Annotated in this window: 17 protein-coding genes; 5 read left to right on the forward strand and 12 right to left on the reverse strand. The window is 62.6% G+C overall.

Going from position 1 to position 18,459, the window contains the following annotated elements:
* Positions 1-77: 77 nt before the first annotated feature.
* The 4 genes from A3AC_RS0100230 to A3AC_RS0100245 are packed head-to-tail and all read right to left on the reverse strand — an operon-like array spanning position 78 to position 3,728.
* Positions 78-1,679: a CYTH and CHAD domain-containing protein gene (locus tag A3AC_RS0100230; protein ID WP_232231867.1), complete on the reverse strand. Its 1,602-nt coding sequence runs from the start codon at positions 1,677-1,679 to the stop codon at positions 78-80.
* Positions 1,680-1,733: 54 nt separating this feature from the next.
* Entirely contained in the window at positions 1,734-2,804 is a 1,071-nt protein-coding gene (gene arsB / locus A3AC_RS0100235) for an ACR3 family arsenite efflux transporter (protein ID WP_025596459.1), read from the reverse strand.
* A 23-nt stretch (positions 2,805-2,827) separates the two neighbouring features.
* Positions 2,828-3,343 carry an arsenate reductase ArsC gene (locus tag A3AC_RS0100240; RefSeq protein WP_035474391.1) on the reverse strand — a complete coding sequence of 172 codons (516 nt, stop codon included), beginning with the start codon at positions 3,341-3,343 and terminating at the stop codon, positions 2,828-2,830.
* A gap of 49 nt (positions 3,344-3,392) precedes the next feature.
* Positions 3,393-3,728, reverse strand: a complete 336-nt coding sequence (locus A3AC_RS0100245; RefSeq protein ID WP_025596461.1) for an ArsR/SmtB family transcription factor — start codon at positions 3,726-3,728, stop codon at positions 3,393-3,395.
* Positions 3,729-3,955: 227 nt separating this feature from the next.
* On the opposite strand from A3AC_RS0100245, the gene A3AC_RS0100250 reads away from it, so the two are divergent.
* The 3 genes from A3AC_RS0100250 (at position 3,956) to A3AC_RS0100265 (ending at position 6,930) form a co-directional block, all read left to right on the forward strand.
* Positions 3,956-5,509, forward strand: a complete 1,554-nt coding sequence (locus tag A3AC_RS0100250) for a methyl-accepting chemotaxis protein (RefSeq protein WP_025596462.1) — start codon at positions 3,956-3,958, stop codon at positions 5,507-5,509.
* A 135-nt stretch (positions 5,510-5,644) separates the two neighbouring features.
* Positions 5,645-5,977 carry a DUF5132 domain-containing protein gene (locus tag A3AC_RS28905; RefSeq protein ID WP_025596463.1) on the forward strand — a complete coding sequence of 111 codons (333 nt, stop codon included), beginning with the start codon at positions 5,645-5,647 and terminating at the stop codon, positions 5,975-5,977.
* Between the two features lie 575 nt (positions 5,978-6,552).
* Positions 6,553-6,930 (forward strand): HMA2 domain-containing protein, encoded by a 378-nt coding sequence (locus tag A3AC_RS0100265; protein ID WP_025596465.1) that lies wholly within the window; start codon positions 6,553-6,555, stop codon positions 6,928-6,930.
* Here the strand turns inward: A3AC_RS0100265 and A3AC_RS0100270 are convergent.
* Complete coding sequence (locus A3AC_RS0100270) at positions 6,927-10,076, reverse strand: cation-translocating P-type ATPase (RefSeq protein ID WP_051361547.1); 3,150 nt, start codon at positions 10,074-10,076, stop codon at positions 6,927-6,929. The two genes, A3AC_RS0100265 and A3AC_RS0100270, sit on opposite strands and share 4 nt — an antisense overlap.
* 165 nt (positions 10,077-10,241) lie before the next feature.
* On the opposite strand from A3AC_RS0100270, the gene A3AC_RS0100275 reads away from it, so the two are divergent.
* Positions 10,242-11,444: a DUF445 domain-containing protein gene (locus A3AC_RS0100275; protein ID WP_198017955.1), complete on the forward strand. Its 1,203-nt coding sequence runs from the start codon at positions 10,242-10,244 to the stop codon at positions 11,442-11,444.
* Positions 11,445-11,483: 39 nt separating this feature from the next.
* On the opposite strand, the gene A3AC_RS0100280 is transcribed toward A3AC_RS0100275, so the two are convergent.
* Positions 11,484-11,951, reverse strand: a complete 468-nt coding sequence (locus tag A3AC_RS0100280) for a hypothetical protein (protein ID WP_084515374.1) — start codon at positions 11,949-11,951, stop codon at positions 11,484-11,486.
* A 261-nt stretch (positions 11,952-12,212) separates the two neighbouring features.
* On the opposite strand from A3AC_RS0100280, the gene A3AC_RS0100285 reads away from it, so the two are divergent.
* Complete coding sequence (locus A3AC_RS0100285; protein WP_232231868.1) at positions 12,213-13,385, forward strand: NRAMP family divalent metal transporter; 1,173 nt, start codon at positions 12,213-12,215, stop codon at positions 13,383-13,385.
* A gap of 98 nt (positions 13,386-13,483) precedes the next feature.
* Here A3AC_RS0100285 and phnE read toward each other — a convergent pair whose 3' ends face one another.
* From phnE to phnF, 6 genes are all read right to left on the reverse strand, one after another.
* Positions 13,484-14,284 (reverse strand): phosphonate ABC transporter, permease protein PhnE, encoded by an 801-nt coding sequence (gene phnE / locus A3AC_RS0100290; RefSeq protein WP_156924550.1) that lies wholly within the window; start codon positions 14,282-14,284, stop codon positions 13,484-13,486.
* Entirely contained in the window at positions 14,284-15,150 is an 867-nt protein-coding gene (phnC, locus tag A3AC_RS0100295) for a phosphonate ABC transporter ATP-binding protein (RefSeq protein WP_084515323.1), read from the reverse strand. Before phnC ends, phnE begins: the two co-directional genes overlap by 1 nt.
* Before the next feature lie 2 nt (positions 15,151-15,152).
* Entirely contained in the window at positions 15,153-16,052 is a 900-nt protein-coding gene (locus tag A3AC_RS0100300; protein ID WP_025596472.1) for a phosphate/phosphite/phosphonate ABC transporter substrate-binding protein, read from the reverse strand.
* A gap of 190 nt (positions 16,053-16,242) precedes the next feature.
* A complete protein-coding gene (phnN, locus tag A3AC_RS0100305; protein ID WP_025596473.1) occupies positions 16,243-16,788 on the reverse strand; it encodes a phosphonate metabolism protein/1,5-bisphosphokinase (PRPP-forming) PhnN in 546 nt (181 codons plus the stop codon).
* Positions 16,785-17,549, reverse strand: coding sequence for a DUF1045 domain-containing protein (locus A3AC_RS0100310; RefSeq protein ID WP_051361549.1), 765 nt, complete (start codon positions 17,547-17,549; stop codon positions 16,785-16,787). The genes phnN and A3AC_RS0100310 overlap by 4 nt, the downstream gene beginning before the upstream one ends.
* Complete coding sequence (gene phnF / locus A3AC_RS0100315; RefSeq protein ID WP_084515376.1) at positions 17,549-18,334, reverse strand: phosphonate metabolism transcriptional regulator PhnF; 786 nt, start codon at positions 18,332-18,334, stop codon at positions 17,549-17,551. The genes A3AC_RS0100310 and phnF overlap by 1 nt, the downstream gene beginning before the upstream one ends.
* Between the last annotated feature and the right edge of the window lie 125 nt (positions 18,335-18,459).

Raw genomic sequence — 18,459 nt, forward strand, 5'->3', positions numbered from 1 at the left:
TAAACAGTATATACGGTTTTGCGTCGAGCCCGGCGGCAGCCGTCTTCCGGCTTACTGGGCCACGTCCCTTCAGGACATCAATGCGGCGGTGACAGGCGCCGGAAGCGCTTCCATAACACTTGCAGTGCGTCATGGTCGGCCGCGACGCGGGAGGCGAGGTAACCCCGTGCATACCCGACGCCGGTCGCCGTTGCCTGGCGTTCCGACGCCAGTGTTTTAAGCAGGCCGTCTGCAACGACGACATCGTTGCGCCAGCCCAGGTCGTCCTGAAGCTTGCTGAGCGACGCCACATAGTGGCGCACGACCTGCTTTGGATAGAGAGACGCAAAGAACTCGGTGGCGTATCGCAGCTTCTTTGCGGCAATGCGCGCGCGATGACGCCGATGAGGATCAAGGTCCGGCAGGTTACGGCCACGCTTGAGCAGCCTTTCATGTCGCCTGGATAGCGTCTTGCCTGCGAATTTGACGATGGACCTATTCAATGTGGCGCGTTTGTCGTCGTTCAGACTTGCCCGCCAGCTTGCCTGATGGAGCCAGCGCGTAAGCTCGAGAATGAGCCGCGTGTAGCGCACGGAGTCGACCGCCGCTGCGGCGCGGCTCCGGTTTTCTTTGGCAATTTCTCTCGCCGCCTGTGTGACTGCGGCCGCGTGTGTGTCATCCGGTGCGCCGTCGAACGCAGTCGGCAGCGTCGCGTTGGCTATGACCTCCCAGTCGCGTGCCGCGCCGAGTTCGCCCGCGATCCAGCGCAGTTCTTCCTGAAAGAAGGGCGGCGCTGTTATCACGCCTTCGAAAAGATCAAGCGCGGAACGCAGCCGCCGCAGGCCGACACGCATCTGGTGAACGCATGAAGGATCGTGGCCGGACACGACGCCCCTCTCGTTGCCATGTATCTGGGCAAGGCAATTTTCGGCAACACGCCGGAATGCCTGCTCGACGGTATCGGCCTTTTTCAGCTTTAGAGGCTCGGCACGGACCGGCTCGCTATGCTGCTGCACGACCAGCTCGTAGCCCCGGCTTCCCTTGCTGGCATAGCCAATACTCAAAGGCACGGTTTCAAGCAGATCGAGCGCGAACTGGTAGAGGTGATCGGGCTCACCATGCTTGAGCTCCATCTCGACTTCACGAATCGGAGCGGCCGCCTCGCCGGCCTTGACGGCCCCTTCGTCCAGCGCGAGTTCGATTTCGTCGCCTTCCGGCAGACGCAGCAGCGAAACAGACCGTTCGACCTCCGTGACGAAAACCGGCTTCAGGCGATTCACCAGGTCGGCGTCGCGCAAGAGCTTGCCGATATTGGAATCTTTCAGGTTGTCGACCGGGAGCGCCGCGGGATCAGGCGCCTTGCCGTTCAGCGTGCACTCGATTTCCTCACGCTCGTAAAGGCCTGCGCGGGGCGATCCGTTGGTTTTCAGTGTCTGCACATGATGGTCGCCCGCCGTGCGAACACGCAGCGACGCTCCGCACCGGTATAGCGCGAGGTCGTCGGTATCGAAGTAAGTGCTGAACAGACGTTCAGTGTGAGGTGCCTCGGTCAGTAGAGATGCGAGGAAAGGCGATTCGCGCAACTTCTTCGCCTGTCCTGCTGGAAACTGCATTTTCAGCTCGCGTTCCATGACTGTCTCCCTGAAGCTGCGCCGGAAGTCGAGGGCGCAGCGTTCCGCCGTCAGGGTAGTGTAGTCCATCCGGCGGCGCGCTCTAAGCGCCGACGCGCGCGACGCGTCAAGCAGGCCGAAGGCTCACGCGCACTCGTACCAGTTCTTCGAACGGTTGACGATTCGGACAACGAGCAGCATGACCGGCACCTCGATAAGCACGCCCACGACGGTCGCGAGTGCAGCGCCGGAGTCGAAACCGAACAGGCCGATCGCAGTGGCAACGGCCAGTTCGAAGAAGTTAGATGCGCCGATCAGGGCCGACGGGCAGGCAATGTTGTGCTTTTCGCCGACCGCCCGGTTAAGCCAGTACGCCAGCGCCGAATTGAAGAACACCTGGATCAGGATCGGCACGGCGAGCAGGACGATGACGAGCGGCTGCTTGAGGATAGCCTCGCCCTGAAAGGCGAACAGCAGCACCAATGTAGCGAGCAGCGCCGTGATCGACCAGGGACCGATCTTCGCCATTGCGGCTTCGAACGCGGACTCCCCCCTGGCCAGCAGCAGCTTGCGCAGGATCTGCGCGAGGAGCACCGGAATGACGATGTAGAGCGCGACCGACGTGAGCAGCGTTGCCCACGGCACCGTAATGGCGGAAATACCGAGCAGCAGGCCAACGAGGGGCGCAAACGCGACCACCATGATGCTGTCGTTGAGCGCCACCTGCGAGAGCGTGAAAAGCGGATCGCCGCCGGTAAGACGACTCCAGACAAACACCATTGCCGTGCAGGGCGCTGCGGCAAGCAGGATCAGTCCGGCCACATAGCTGTCGAGCTGCGCAGCGGGCAGCATTGGTGCGAACAGATTCTTGATGAACAACCAGGCGAGGAACGCCATCGTAAAAGGCTTGACTAGCCAGTTCACGACGAGCGTGACGCCGATTCCACGCATATGTTGCCGCACTTCATGCAGCGAGCCGAAGTCGACCTTGACTAGCATCGGGATGATCATCACCCAGATCAGCAGTCCTACCGGGAGGTTGATCTGGGCGTACTGCATCCGGCCAACTGCCTGAAACACGCCGGGCAAAACCTGGCCAAGCAGGATGCCTGCGACAATGCACAATGCGACCCAGACGGTCAGGTATCGTTCGAAAAAGCCGATGGCTGGTGTGGAAGCGGTGCTGCACGAAGCGGCGACGTTGGGGGCGTTCATGAAAACAATTCGATCGGGAAAGTTCAGCTTTGCAGAATGTCGTCGAGTGCGCGTTGAAGCTCGGCATCGTTCAAACGGTCTATGGGAAGTTCAAGCAACTGCAGCATGCGATAGCCGATGGCCTGGCGCGTGAGCTCGAACGCCTGACGCTTGCCTTCATCGCCGCCGAGCGCGTTCGACGGATCGGCATAGCCCCAATGCACTTTAACCGGACTACCCGGCCATAACGGACATGCCTCGGCGGCCGCGCTGTCGCATACGGTAATGACAATGCGCATATGCGGGGCATCGTCGCGCGCGAATTCATCCCAGCTCTTGCTGCGATATCCGCTGACGTCGATACCCGCCCGCGTGAGCGTTTCGATAGCGAATGGATTTACCCGGCCGCCTGGCGAGCTGCCCGCGCTGAATGCGCGCACATTCTTGCTTCGTTTCGAAGCAAGGTGATTCAGCATGGCTTCGCCGAGTACGCTGCGCGCGGAGTTGTGCGTGCACAAGATCAATACGTTGGTCGTCACACGCGCCTCATTGAACTGCATGCCGGACTCAGCAGCATGGCGATTTGACCGGACCACCGATAAAAGCGCTTCATGACTGCTTCTCTGTGGAGGAAGAACAGGCCTGGGCCGCCGAACACGGGTTGCCGCCACAGCAGTTCTCGGTGAGATAAGCCAGCAGGCCGTTCATCGTTGAAAAATTCGCGCAGTAGAAGACAAACCGGCCTTCCTGACGGCTCGTGACGAGTTGCGCGTGCGACAGTTCCTTCAAATGGAATGAAAGGGACGACGGCGCGACGTCCAGCCGCGTGGCGATCTGGCCGGCGGGCATGCCTTCGGGGCCTGCCTCTACCAGCGCGCGAAACACTGCGAGCCGCGACTCATGTGCGAGTGCCGCCAAAGCGGCGACGGTGTGGTTCGTTTCCATTGTTCGATAATAGTCGAAATGTCGAGCGAATGGCAAGGGCTACTCCCGCGAAGCGCTTTCGCGCCTGGTGTCTAAATGGGAAATTCCAGCTGGCTTCCGCGGGCTATTCAGATCGTCCGTGGCGCGCCGTAAACCTTGAGGGTAAACGCTAAACACTAAACGGCAGACCGCGATGGTGTTTAACAACCTGCCACGGCACCGTATCCACCCCTTTTTTTCAGCCTTGAATGAAACTCGCATTGAAGCTTCCCCTCGGCTTTGCCGCGGCACTCTTCCTCATGTTTGCCGGCGCCATGTACGGCCTGTATTCGATGCAGCGCTCGCTTGGGGAGTACGACGAACTTGTGCGGGTCCACGTCGCCAATGAGCGGATGGCCGCGAACATTCTCGTCAACTTCAAACTGCAGGTTCAGGAATGGAAAGACGTGCTGTTGCGCGGCAAGGACCCGGTGAAACTCGAGAAGGGCTGGGCCGCCTTCGAGAAACAGGAGCGTCTCGTCGACGAGCAGACGAAAGCGTTGCTCTCCACGCTCGACGACGCCCGCACACGTGCGCTCGTCGAGCAGTTCGCCAACGCACACGCGAGTATGGGCAACGGCTATCGCAAGGGTCTGGAAGCATTCAAGGCCACGGATTTCGAGCCGACAGCGGGCGACCGGGCCGTGGCCGGCGTCGACCGTCAACCGGCGCGCTTGCTGGGTGACGTGGTCGAACAGATCGCGACGAAAACCGCGGCGATGTCCGCGCAAGCCGATAGCGACGCGCGTCGCGCGGGGGCAATCAGTCTGGCGCTGATGATGGGTGCTTTCGCAGCCGGACTGGGCGGCGCAATCCTGTTTAGCCGCTCCATCACCCGACCGCTCACAACTGCAGTAGACATAGCGCGCAGCGTTGCGCAGGGCGACCTGACCTCCGAGATACATGCGGATCGCGCGGACGAGCTCGGCTCTTTGCTGAGAGCTCTTGCCGACATGCAGTCCAGTCTGTTGCGCGTCGTGAGCACCGTGCGCCGCAACGCGGATGGCGTGGCAATGGCGAGCTCGGAAATTGCGGCAGGCAATCTGAGCCTGTCCGCGCGCACGGAGGAGCAGGCCGCCTCTCTGGAGCAAACCGCCGCCAGCATGGAAGAATTGACGGGTACCGTACGTCAGAATGCCGGTAACGCGGGGCTTGCATCGTCGCTTGCTGAAAAGGCGTCCGACACTGCGACCTCTGGCGGCGCCGTGATGCAGAGCGTCGTCCAGACCATGGAAGGTATCAGCGAGAGTTCGTCCGAGGTTGGCGAGATCATCGCCGTGATCGAGGGCATCGCTTTTCAAACCAACATCCTGGCATTGAACGCTGCGGTCGAGGCTGCGCGCGCCGGCGAGCAGGGGCGAGGATTTGCGGTCGTCGCCGGCGAAGTGCGTGCGCTCGCGCAGCGAAGCGCGACGGCCGCGAAGGAAGTAAAAGCGCTGATCAGCCAGTCATCGGAGCGCGTGGCGGCGGGCTCTGATCTCGTGCGAAATGCTGGTGGAATCATCGACGACATCGTCAGGTCGGTGCATCAGGTGAAGACTGTCATTGCTGATATCTCGGCGGCATCCAACGAGCAGAGTACGGGCATCGAGCAGGTCAATCACGCCGTAGTGCAGATGGACCATGTGACGCAGCAAAACGCTGCACTGGTCGAACAGGCCTCGGCGGCGGCCCAGGCGATGGCGGAACAGGCAAGGTCTTTGCGCGACGCCGTCGCTGTATTCCGCACCGATCACGCGACGCAGCGGGTCGCGCTCAGATAGCTCGGGAGGAAGCCACCTCGGTGTCAAGCCATCGCTGCTATCGGGAATGAGTATTGCAACCACGTGATGGGCGTCGCGCTAGCCTTTTCGCGCATTCGCAATTGTCACAATGGTCTTCTACCGCGGAGGGCAATCATGGCCGGTCCAGACGACTTCTTCAAAGGCAGCGTGCTTGCGGGCCTCGCTGTCGGCGTCGGCGCGATTTTGCTGGCGCCGGTGGTGTTACCCGTAGTTGCAGCGCTGTCCCGACCTATCGCGAAGTCAGCGATGAAGACGGGGGTGATTCTCTTCGACAGAGGACGCGAGGCGGCGGCCGAGATGACGGAGGTCTTCGAAGATCTTGTCGCGGAGGCGCGAGCCGAGCTCGATCAGTCTCGCCCCGCGGCATCGTCAGCTGACAGCGCGGTTCCCGCCGCCGCGGTAATGGCCCAAACCGTGCAAAGCGAGAGCGAAGGGTCGCCTCCATGAACACCACAGAAGCGTACATATCGCATGTTCTGCCGGGCCGCGTACGTTTGAAAATACCTTCGCGGCGCGGCGACGCTGCGTTCTTCGCGGACGTTGCACAGCGGCTGGAGCAATGCGAGGGCGTGAACCGCGTGCGTGCAACTCCGATAACCGCGAGCCTTCTCATCATTCATACGACGAGTCTCGATGCGATTGGGGCTTGGGCCTCGCAACAGCAACTATTTTCGTTGCCCGCCGACGCTGCCGAATCTTTGCCGCGTCCGCGCAATCTCCAGATCCCGCGTAATCGGCCCCGGGCGGCGCTTCCTCCTGCGCGTGACCCGGACGAGCGCCGCGCGCGGCTCATCAGCACGTCCCTGGCCGGCTTGGGTGCATTGCAGACCATACGAGGGCAGATCTTCGGGCCGGCGATCACGTTGTTCTGGTACGCATATGACGCCCGTCGCGGCCGGCAGTCGCCAGCAGCCGGGACGACATCCTCAAACGACAAACCTTCATAACACCGACACATCACGGCAGTCTAATTACGCACGGAGCCGGAATTCCGGCGTAAACGCGCTAATAGCGCCCGTGAAATGCCTGCAAATGTCCCGCAGCAATACCACTTGGTACCCGGTCGTCTTCGACTGAAAATCGCACGCCTCAAAGGTGACGAGGCGCGTGCGCGACTTGCTGAAACGCAACTGTGTCAGGTTGACGGCGTGCGCAATGCAAGCGCCAACAGACTCACGGGCAGCCTGATCGTGCGGTTCGATCCGGCTATCGTGACGGTCGCGCAGTTATTCGATGTGCTATCTACCCACGGGCTGCTCGACGCACGCGTAGTCCCCACGAAGGTAGCGCCTGCGCAGCCCGCCGTCGCCAGCGGATCATTCGCCGATGCGCTCGCCAGCAAGGCAGTCGAGGCGATTCTGGAGCGTTGCGCAGTGGCCCTGATTGCGGCGGTCCTCTAGGGGGCGGTCGCCTGTACTACATTGGGGCCGCGCACGCTGTCGTCGCCCGACAGCGGAGGTGGTTTCATTGCCTCATTAAAAACGAACGGCGCGCTTGCGCCGATCGCGACCGTTACCGCGTCGAGCAAATCGATGCGCGCGATGCTCAGCAAGTTAACAAGGCCTGGCACGGCTCCCGCCACCACCTGCAAGGCCATTGACCCGCCAATCGCAAGATCGAGATAACGATTGCGCGGCTGCCTTAGAACGCTAAACGGCCCGCGCGTGTCCGAGCGACATCCGTAGGCGTGCAGCAGTTGACCCAACGTCAGCGTCATGAAAGAGACTGTTGCGGCGCCCGGGCCTGCGCCGTGGCGGGCCGCAGCGAACGCATGGCTGGCGAGCGCTCCGGCGCTGATTGCGAGCGCTTCGCGACCATACCTGAACATATCGGCGCGGCCGATGATAGGTTGCCCGGTCGGTCTGGGCGGCGTGCGCAGCACGTCGGGTTCCTGCGGTTCGACCGCGAGCGCGAGCGCTGGAAACACGTCGCTCAGCAAGTTGATCCACAGCAGTTGCATCGGCGTCAACGGTTGTCCGATTCCGGCGCCCACGGCGGCGAGGGTGACAATGATTTCGCTGACGTTCGTCGATACGAGGAAATGGACCGACTTGCGAATATTGTTGTATATCGTGCGTCCCTGGCTGATGGCGACCGTGAGCGTTTGAATGTTGTCGTCCTCGAGTACGACGTCGGCGATCTCGCGTGCGAGATCTGTCGTATGGCGGCCCATCGCGACGCTGATGTTCGCCGCCTTCAGGGCAGGGCCGTCGTTGATGCCGTCGCCCACCATAGCCACCACTTCGCCGTTGCGTTGCAGGCCGCGTACGATCCTCAGTTTGTCAGGGGCGCTGACACGCGCGAATATATCGGTCTCTCCCGCCAGCGGAGCGAATGCCGGCGACCCGGTCATGCTCGCCGCCGTCAGCTCGACCACCCGCGGAGCGGCTGCGGCGCCAATATCGAGCGACCTGCCGATCGCGCTCGCCGTTTCTCTCTGGTCGCCGGTGATCATCACCGTCTTTATTCCGGCGGCGCGCAGTAGTGCGATTAACTCTCGTGCCCCCTCTCGCACAGGGTCCGCGAGTCCGAGCATGCCGAGCCAGCAAAGATTGCGCGCTTCCAGATCCAGCGATTGGTCACCGTTAGCATAAGCAAAACCGAGCACGCGCAGCGCGTCGCGGCCCATTGCGGCGTTGCGCTCGACTATGGCTTGTCGCTCGGCTTCTGACATCGGAACAGGGCCGCCACCCGACCAGCGTTCGCTGCAAAGCGTCATGACTTCGACAGGATTGCCCTTCACGGCAATCAGGCGGCCGTCCGCTTGCGCGTCGCGGTGCAACGTGCACATATAGTTGCGGGCGTCCGCGCGGTGCGCGATGCCGATCAACGGATGACGCGCGCGAAGCGCCCCGGCATCGACACCCGAGGACAGCACGAACTCCATGAGCGCGGTCTCTGTCGACGAGCCATCGAGTTGATACTGCTGTCCATGGCCATTGATTTCCACCTCATTGCAAAGCGCGGCGACGTGCAGCAGGCGCAGCAATCCGTCGTGCCCGAACGGGTTGACGCGTTGCTTGCTCGAATAGACAAGTCCATCAGTGACCGACCAGCGTTCGTCGTCGAGATGGGCGCCGAGGACCCGCATGCGGTTGAAAGTGAGCGTGCCCGTCTTGTCGAAACAGACTGTGTGAACCGCGCCGAGCGTCTCTACGGCATCCAGGCGCCGAACCAGCACCTTATGACTGCGCATGCGACGGATGCCGAGCGCGAGCGTGGTCATGGCGACGGTCGGCAATCCCTCGGGGACGGCTGCGACGGCGAGTGACACCGACGCCCGGAACATCGCCATCAAGCCCAGTCCGCGCAAGAGGCCCAGCACGAAGACCAGCGCGCAGACTGCGCCGCCCAGCCGCACGGTCTGGTTTCCAAGGCGTTCGAGTTGCTGTTGCATTGGCGTGGCCGGTGGTCTCGTGGACCCGACCAGCGACTGGATCAGGCCGAATTCAGTTGCCGCGCCAATGGACACGACCACGGCGAGACCGCTGCCGCCGACCACCGTGGTGCCCATATGAACCATGCACGCACGGTCGGCGAGCGCGACATCGGGAGAGTGCATGCGCTCGGCAGACTTCGACACGGGCATGCTTTCGCCCGTCAAGGCGGATTCGTCGGTGCGCAGGTCGCGAGCATGGATCACGCGGGCATCGGCACCGACATACGCGCCGTTCGACAACACGAGAATATCGCCTATCACCAGCTCTGCCGCGTAGATTCGCCGCAATGCACCGCTTCGCAAGACGAGTGCCATGCGGGGCACCGAGTCGTTGAGCGCCTGGATAGCACGCTCCGTCCGCGACTCGGTCACATACCCGATCACACCGTTGATCAGCACGACGCCCAGAATCACGACCGCATCGGCGAGGCCGCCGCTCACAATCGAAGTGACGGCAGAACCGGCCAGCAGCAGCACCGGAAGGCTCCTGAACTGACTCGCGAACATGGCAAGTGCGGAACGACGCTGCGGCGGTTCCAACCGGTTAGGCCCATGGATAAGGCTTCTACGTTTCGCTGCCTGCTCCGACAGGCCGCGTTGCCTGGATGATCCCACGGCGAGCAGCACCTGTTGCGAACTTAGCGCATGCCACGCTCGAGCGGTGGTGAAGAACGTGTGGGCCGTTTCCGGCGATTCCGGACGAAGCGCGCGTGTCCTCACACTGCGTCCATGTTTTGAATAGTCTGGATGAAGCACAGGCGCTTTGGCTCGCGGCGCAGCGGCTCTGCTGAACGCATTGTCCCCGGCGCCGCTTGCGTCGATGCACGAGATGATTTGCTCGAGCGAGAAATCTTCGCTGAAGACAACTACAACGTTGCCGGTCCATGGACTCGCGTCGACGTTCAACATGCCGTCCTCTGCGCCGAGTCGCTTCACGAACGCGGCGCAAGCTTCTGGCTCGCGATAGATCCACGGCACATGCACTCGCACGCGGCCAGGAACCAGAGCATGTAACACAGTCACGGACCATTGCGCCGAGGGAGCGGCTGTCGCCGCATCCGTCGATGGGAGACTGAGCGCAAGAGCCGTCTGCAAGCGTTTATTCATGTCGCTGCTCCGCGATGAAGCGCTATCGATAGACATGAAGCCATCGGAAAACCGGGTCTGCCGGACAGTAGACCATCGCTCGTACCACTACAATGAAGCAGATCATGCATGGCGGCGCGGATGTCAACAATGGAAATGGATGGAAGGAGGCGCGAACTCCGGCACATGCAAATGGCCGCAACCGGGCTCCTCGTTGCGATGGTGGCGCTCTTCGGCGGCATGTCCATGCTGGCGCATCTGCATCCGGCATTCGGCTACGCGCGGGCTTTTGCCGAGGCGGGCATGGCCGGCGGCGTGGCCGACTGGTTCGCTGTCACGGCGCTTTTCCGCCGTCCGCTCGGATTGCCGTTGCCACATACGGCGATCATTCCGCGCAAGAAACATCGGATTGCAGAGAATCTCGGGCGCTTCTTCGAATTGAATTTCCTCTCGGACGACGTCGTCGCGGCAAAGCTTGCCGGCATAGACCTCGCGGGTCCGCTGTCGAGATGGGTCAGTGAGCCGCAACAGATCGAGCAGATCGCGGACTACCTCACGGCTCTTGTGCCGGGCAAAGTAGATGCGCTGGATGCGCAAGCGCTGGATCGGCTGGTTCGCGATGCGATTTCTGCACGCGTGCGAGAAATCGACGTGGCTTCCATAGCGGCGGACGTGCTTCCGCAACTGACGCAAAGCATCGATTACGACACCATCATCGTCGCGGCGCTCGACGAACTCAACCTGCTTATCGAGGACAACAAGGATGTCATCCGGGGGCGCGTGCGCAGCGAAACCGGGTGGATACTGCAGCGCATGTCGGTAGACGCAAAGGTCGCCGACGCGATCGTCAAGGTGCTTGGCGACGCGTTGGATGAAATACGGGCCACGCCGGATCATCCGTGGCGCCGCCGTCTGAGTATGCTGGCACACGAGCAACTCCTTGCCCTGAGCGAATCGCCCACGTACCTTGCAAAGTGGGTTGCGTTGCGCGACGGGATGCTTCAGTCGGATGCGTTCAGCGAGCGCATCGGCGGCATGCGGCGCGATCTCGTCGAAAGCCTCCGTGCGGACGCGCGCTCGCCCGACTCGCTCGTCAGAACCACGCTGCGCGCCACGATCGAGCAACTGGCCGGCGACGCGTCGAAAGATGAACTCTTGCGCGCGCGCCTGAATGCGTGCGCGCGGGAGGCGATTCTCGACATGATGCCCGCACTGCGGCACGAACTGGGCGAACTCATCGCGGACACGGTGTCTCGCTGGGATGCCGCGACGGCTACGGCCAAGATCGAACTGGAAATCGGCCGCGATCTCCAGTTTGTGCGCATCAACGGTACGCTGATTGGCGGGCTCGTCGGGCTGCTATTGCATGCCGTCGGTGCGCTGCGCTGAGTGGTGCGCGTCTGATGGTTCGTCCTTATGGGTTCGTCCTTATGGGTTCGTCATATTCCGCGCATGGAGCGGTTCGCGCTCCATGGATGCCGCCCGGTTGGGCGCGGCGGACCCCAGCACCTGTCTGATGCCGCCCACGCCCCCCATGAGTATGTCTCGCGCGGTGGCGACAATGCCGGTGCCCAGCGTGCCGACGAGGCCCAGCGTTTCAGTGCCTACTTCCTCTGTTGCGTGAACTGCGCCTGTCAGTACGTCGCGCACAGTTTCAACGGCGTCCGTGGCGACCGCGCCCGTTGCGACGAGCGTGCCACTGACCGTATCACGGACGAATCCGATCACGGGACCGGTGTATTGCTCCGATGCCACTCGCGCCGGCTCACGCAATCCGTTGCGGCCCCCGGTAGTGCCCGCGTCCATGCCCGTGTCAGGCTGAGCCATGCCTTCAGTCGTCGCCTGTTCCGCGTTGGCCTCGGCTGATTTTTCCTCTTCGGTATCTCGGCGTGCCATTTTTACCTCCATCACTGAGTAACGCGTCTCGTGATTTGACGAGGCGTGTGCACGACGCCTACTGCGAACAACCGCAAGTATCCCGCGTCGCGCTGTCATTAAAAGGTAGCAGATAGAGAGTATGTGCAACAACCATTCCGTGCAGTTCTCGAAGATGGACTGCCATTTGCTCGCGACGTGGACAGAACGTCGAATCGCGGAAAACGTATCGTCATGAAAGCGGCCGCCCCGTTAAGAATGCTAGGGATATGGGGCACCGGCATGCTGGTCATGCTCGCGGACACGGATGCCGGCAACGTGGTGGCCGCAGCGCAGGCAGGCACGGCATGGGGATACCGGTTGTTGCCGCTTCTGCTCATCCTTATTCCTCCACTGTACGCCGTGCAGGAATTGACTGTAAGGCTTGGAATTTTTTCCCGTCGTGGTTATGGCGAACTGGTGCGCGAACGACTGGGAATAACCTGGGCCTGCGTATCGGCCACCGCGCTCGTGATTGCAACCATTAGTTCCCTCGTCACGCAGTTCACGGCAATTGCGGGCATTGGAGAGCTGTACGGAATGCCCCGCTCAGTGAGTCTGCTTCTTGCTGCCAGCGCGCTGGTTGCGATAGCGCGGACAGGCTCGTACCGGCGCACGCAAAATGCCGCGTTGATCGTCTGTGCGTTGGAGCTGGCCTTTTTCGTTCTGGCCTGGGCGGCGCGTCCGGATCCGGCGACCATGTGGCGGCATGCGCTCGATATGCCTTTGCGCAGCACGTCTTTTATGTATCTGGCTGCGGCGATGGCAGGTGCGGTGTTCAGTCCGTGGATGATTTTTTACCAGCAATCCGCCGTCGTCGAAAAGGGTCTGTCCGCGATGGATTATGTCGCAGAGCGAAGGGATACCGCAGTCGGTGCAGTATTGACACAGTTGACCACGGCGGCCGTGCTGATAACGATGGCCGCTATCGTTGCGGAGGGCGGCAGTTCCGCGCCGTTGAACAGCGTGAGCCAGATCGCAGAGGCAGTGAGCCCTTTGCTTGGAGGCGTGTTCGGACGTCTGGTCTTCAGCGTTGGAGTACTCGGCGGCGCAATGGTCGCCGCGATCGTTTCGTCGCTCGCGCTCGCCTGGGGAGTAGGAGAAGTTGCGGGCTTGCGCCGCTCCCTGGAATGCCGTCCGATGCAGGCGCCTGGTTTCTACGCTCTCTATGTTTGTGCCGTGGTCGGCTGTGCACTGCTGGTGTGGTACGTGCCGGATCTGATTGCGCTGAATCTTGCTGCCCAGGTAGTCAGCGCGTTGTTGTCCTCGCTCGTGGTCGGCTTGTTGATCGTGCTTGCCGGGAGAGTCCTTCCACAGGAGTATCGTCCGCAGGGGTGGTATTGGCTGATGCTGCTGTGTGGCGCCTGCGGGTTGGCTGCGATGGGACTCGTTGGCGTGTTTGGATCTCTTCTCTAGTCAAACGTCGTATTTCACGCCAGGCGTCCACGGATCGGCGCGCCGCTGCCTTGATTGATACGCATAGGTCGTTCAATCGAACGCCGAAGCCGGTGTGCTCAGGCAACCAGGCTGCGCAAATAGGCGGATCCGCGTTCGGCACACGCAACTAGCGCAAAGGTGACGATGAGCAGAAACGCGACCGTCTGATACTGGAACAGGTTCATCGCGGTCAACAACTGGAAACCGATTCCGCCTGCGCCGACAAAGCCCAGCACAAGCGACGAGCGCAGGTTTTCGTCGAAGCGGAACAGGCCAATGCCCAGCAGCGAAGGCAGGACGCCCGGCACCACGGCATGCGTGAACACTTGCAATCGGCTCGCGCCGGTCAGCGTGAGTGCCTGCACTGGTCCCATGTCCATATCTTCCATGACTTCGGCGAAAAGGCGCCCTAGCATGCCGACCGAATGGACCGCCAGAGCCAACGCACCGGGAAACGGTCCCAGTCCGACCGCCGTAACGAAAAGCAGTGCCCAGACGAGGTCGGGAACCGCGCGCGTAATGCCGATGATCGCGCGGGCCGCGTAATAGAGCGGCTTTGAAGGCGTCAGGTTGCGTGCGGCGAGGAGGGCGAGCGGAAAAGCGAGCAGCACCCCGAATACCGTGCCGAAAATCGCCAGGTCGATGGTCTCGAGCACGGGCTTGAGGCTTGGCTCGAACTGAGAGAAATCCGGAGGCAGCGCGCGCGAGATGATATCCGCCATGCCATGCGCACCGGTCAACAGATCCTGCGGCCGGGCTTGCACGACAATCCAGGCCTGCACGAAGAGCGCAATGGCAACGATCACAATGCCCGCGCTCATGATGCGACGGTGGATCGGCGTGCTGCCCGTCAAACTCGCTTTATGGATAGTGCTCATCATGCGTCCGTGACATAGAGATCGGCGATTTCACGACTCGAGACGGCCGACGCGGGACGGTCAAAGACCACCCGTCCGCGGCGCAGGCCGACGAGGCGGTCCGCGTAGCGCGTCGCCAGCTCGGGCTGATGCAGCACGACGACGACGGCGAGCTGCTCGTGCGTAGCGAGGCGCCGCAAGAGACGCATCACTTCGTGGGCGGCCTCGGGGTCGAGACTGGCAACTGGCTCGTCGGCAAGCAGCACTTGCGGAATCTGTGCAAGCGCCCGTGCGACAGCCACGCGTTGCGCTTGCCCGCCCGAAAGCGTCCCGGCGCGCTGCAAGGCCAGGTCGGCGAGACCGACTTCGTCGAGGTATTTCAATGCCGGCTCGATTTCCTCACGCGGCATGCGCCCGAGCGCGGCCGCCAGCGTGCGATGCCGAGCCAGCGCACCGCAGCAGACATTGGCCAGCACGCTGCGACGCCGCACCAGATTGGCGTGCTGCGAGATCAGCGCAAGCGGCAGCCGCGCCTCACGCAGCGCCTTGCCGGAGAGCGCCGTCAGATCGCGGCCGGCCACTTCCACGGTGCCGGTGGTCGGCCGGTTCAGTCCGACCACCGACTTCATGAAAGTCGACTTGCCGCTGCCGTTGCTGCCCAGCACCACGACCATTTCGCCGGCCGCGACCGACAGGTTCATGCCGTGCAGCGCGGTATGGCCGTTCGGGTAACGCATCGTCAGATTGCGCACTGTGAGCTTCACGCCGGACGTGTGTGTGGCGCGGTGGGCAGCCGTCGCTGTCGCTGTCGCCGTCTGCGTCTCCGCGTGAATGGTCCGCGCTTCGTGCGAGTCCAGCGCGTGGACGCCCGAGGTTCCGAAATCCATCTTCACAGTTTCGCCAGATCGATGTGCAGGGTCGAGACCAGATCGCGAATCTGGTTGTATGCCGAATCGCTCTGCGGCACCGTCTTCAGCGCGGGAGTCTGTACGGCCGCGAGGAACTTCTGATCGGCTTCCGGCAGCTCGCGGAAGTCAAGCGAGCCCAGGATCTGCGCGAGGCGTGCCTTGAAGGCAGCCGGTAGGTTGCCGCGCACGGCGATCGGGTCGAGCGGAATTGGTTCGGACTGCCAAAGCGTGACGTAGGCATTCTGATCGTAGAGGTTGTGCTGTTTCGCGCTGGCGATTTCCTCGCTATTGAGTTCGCCCGCCTCGACCTTGTGATTACGCAACGCCTCGAACGACGCCGTATGGCTACCCGCATAGATCGCCTTTACGCCGTTGTCCGGATCAATGTTGTTCTTGCGCAGGCCGAAGGCGGGGAAGAGGTGGCCGGAGGTCGAGCTCGGGTCCGAGTACGCGAACGAGTGGCCTTTGATGTCGGCGATCGACTTGATGCCCGAGCCAGGCCACGTGACGATGGACGCATAGTAGGTGGCCGATTTCCCGTTTTCGCCGGCGAACGTCGCCACGGCTTCCGCATGCGCCACCTGATGCGCGAGCACGTAACCGAGCGGGCCGAACTGGCCGAACTCGAGCTTGTCGTTGCGCATCGCCTCGATCTCGGCGTTGTAGCTCGTTGCCACATAAAGCTCCACTTTGCAGCCGAGCTTGTCGCCGATCAGCTTCGCGAGGTCGGTATACACCGGCATGAGACGTTGCGACGACTCGTAGGGCTCGACACCGAAACGGACAGGACCGTCGATCTCGCAAGTTCCGGCAGCATGGGCCGCGCTGGCGCCGAAGCCGGCGACGAGCACTGCGGCGGCAAAAAACTTTGACACGTTCATATCTGTCCCCAAGTGGTGGCGCATCGGTCGATGCGTGGAGCCGGCGGGAATGCCGAATCAAGCTTGAGGCATTGTGAAGCGCGTAGATGATGAATTTGTGAAAAGCGCGACCGGTTTATCTATACGTATAGACGTCTCGACGTCGAGGCATGTGAGTGGCGAAAAAACTGCAGGCCGACGACAGCCCGCTTCAGGCTGTGGTGAGCACGTCGAGCAGTGCGTTGCGGGCCACTTCCAGCGCGCCGGAATTGTCGATGGTCACGAGCGCCACGTGCGGTGCGACCGCGAACGGCACGCGGCGCGCGAGTCTCGCGCGCACTTCGTCGAGCGACTCGCGTCCGCGCGCTGCGAGCCGGGCGGCAAGAACCTCCGGCCGCGCGTCGATATGAACAGCCGTGACGGACGGATAACGTGAAATGGCGTGCGGCAGATATTCGCGCGAGCCGTTGACCACGACAGTAGCGCCGCGCGCGAGCCACGCTTCCATCTCTATGCCGATGCCGTAGCGCAACCCATGGCTCGACCATTGCATCGCGAAGAATCCCAGTTCCGCGCGGGCCTGGAACTCTTCATCGCTTAGAAAGATGTGATTTTCGCCACTGGCCTCGGCTGGCCGCGTGATATAGCGGTGCGCGAACAGCACGCGCGAGCCGCTCACCCGAGGTCGCACGGAACCGAGCAAGGTGTCCTTGCCGGCGCCGGACGGTCCCATTACGTAGAAGAGGCGGCCGCTCATCGCGTGTCTCCAAACGGCAGGCGGGCGACGAGCGTGAACGGCTTGCCCGGCATGGGTTCAACAAAGAGCGCTGCGCCGTCGATGCGGAGCGGACCCAGCGTGGGGATTTGCGTGCGCCACCATTCGGTCAACGCCTGCCGGTCGTCCGCTTCCTCGAGCGAATCGGAGAGCGTCATGTGAAAGCGGAATTCGTCCAGCACATACGGATAGCCCCAACGGTCGAGCAATTCCCGTTGCCGTGCGCTCAGATCGGCAGCGAGCCGGCGGCGGCGATCCTCTTCGCCTGGCATGGCGCGCAAGGGCGCGAATTCGTGAAGCGCATCCGCGGCGAGCCCGCGCATTGCGGCGGCTGCCTCGGCGGTGGCGGGCCGCAGTGCCACGAACCGATGCAGAGTCACCACCTCGATTGGCAGATCGAACGAACGCTGCCGCGCTGCCCACGCGAGCGCGCGACGCAGGACATCGTCCGGCGTAATTTGCTCGGCGCAATGCGCGGGCGCCACCAGCGTTCCGTGCCATCCGTAGCGCCGCGGGGAACGCGTGAGGTCGGATACGTCACGTGGACGCGCGGCGAGCGCAGGGACCACCGGCGCCGCGAGCGTTTCCCCGGATTCGGGGTCGCGCCCGAGCCAACGGCAACCAGCGCTCCACCAGGGCGACATGCGCGACGGTGCGTAATAAATGGCGAACCGGCTCGCGGCCGTCCATGCGGTGCCCGCACCGTGCAGGCTGTTCAACTGCGTATCGTTGGTCTCATTCATCAGGTCTGTTCCACATAAAGCTGGACGCGGTCGGCGGCGAAATGGGTGACGCCGTACTTGATGGGTACGCCTTGCGCGTCGACATCCACGTTCTCGACCCACAGCACCGGTTGCTGCCGGTTGATGTTGAGCTGGCGCGCGATTTCGGCCTCCGGCAACATGCTTCCGATGCGGCTCCAGCGGCGCGAATAATCGGCGACGCCATATTCGGCGAGTGCCGCGGAAAAGCCGCCGCCGCTTCGTTCGAGAGCCTGCGGCAAGCCCGCAAAGCGCGCGGCGGGGTACCAGGCGCGCGCGTAGGTGAGCGGCACGTCGTCCGCCGTGTGCAGCGACTCTATGCGGTAGACGAGCGTGCCCGAGCGCAGGCCCAGTGCCTTGGCGACGACGGGTTCCGCTTTCACCGACGCTGCGGACAACACCGAACCGTGCCCCGAATGCCCTTGCTCACGCAGGTTTTCAGTGAAGCGCGTACGGCGCCCGATTGTGTAGTCGATTGCGCCCGGCTGCACGAACGTGCCGCGTCCCTGTTCGACGCTCACGAGGCCCTGTGCCGCCAGTCCGAGCATGGCCCGGCGAACCGTGTGCCGGTTCACGCCGAAGCGCTTGGCCAATTCGCTTTCGCTCGGCAGACGGCCGCTCTCGCCAAACCCGCTGCCGGCGATTTCTGAGGCGAGCACCTGTTCGATCTGCCGCCATACGGCGATGCCCGCACCGCGTTCGAGCGCGCGCGCGGTAAGCGGCGGCGTTTCGAGCGCGCCGCTCGAACGGGTGTTGTTGCGTTTCATCATGTTGTCATTCCAATCCATTTGAATGTTTGGTTCCTGCGCAGATTGTAGTGGCGCGGCGGCGGCCAGAATGTGAGGCGTCGCTGAAAAACATCGCGACCGGTCGTTGGTAAAGATGATAACAT

It is taken from the genome of Burkholderia sp. WSM2230 (assembly GCF_000472445.1).
GTDB lineage: Bacteria > Pseudomonadota > Gammaproteobacteria > Burkholderiales > Burkholderiaceae > Paraburkholderia.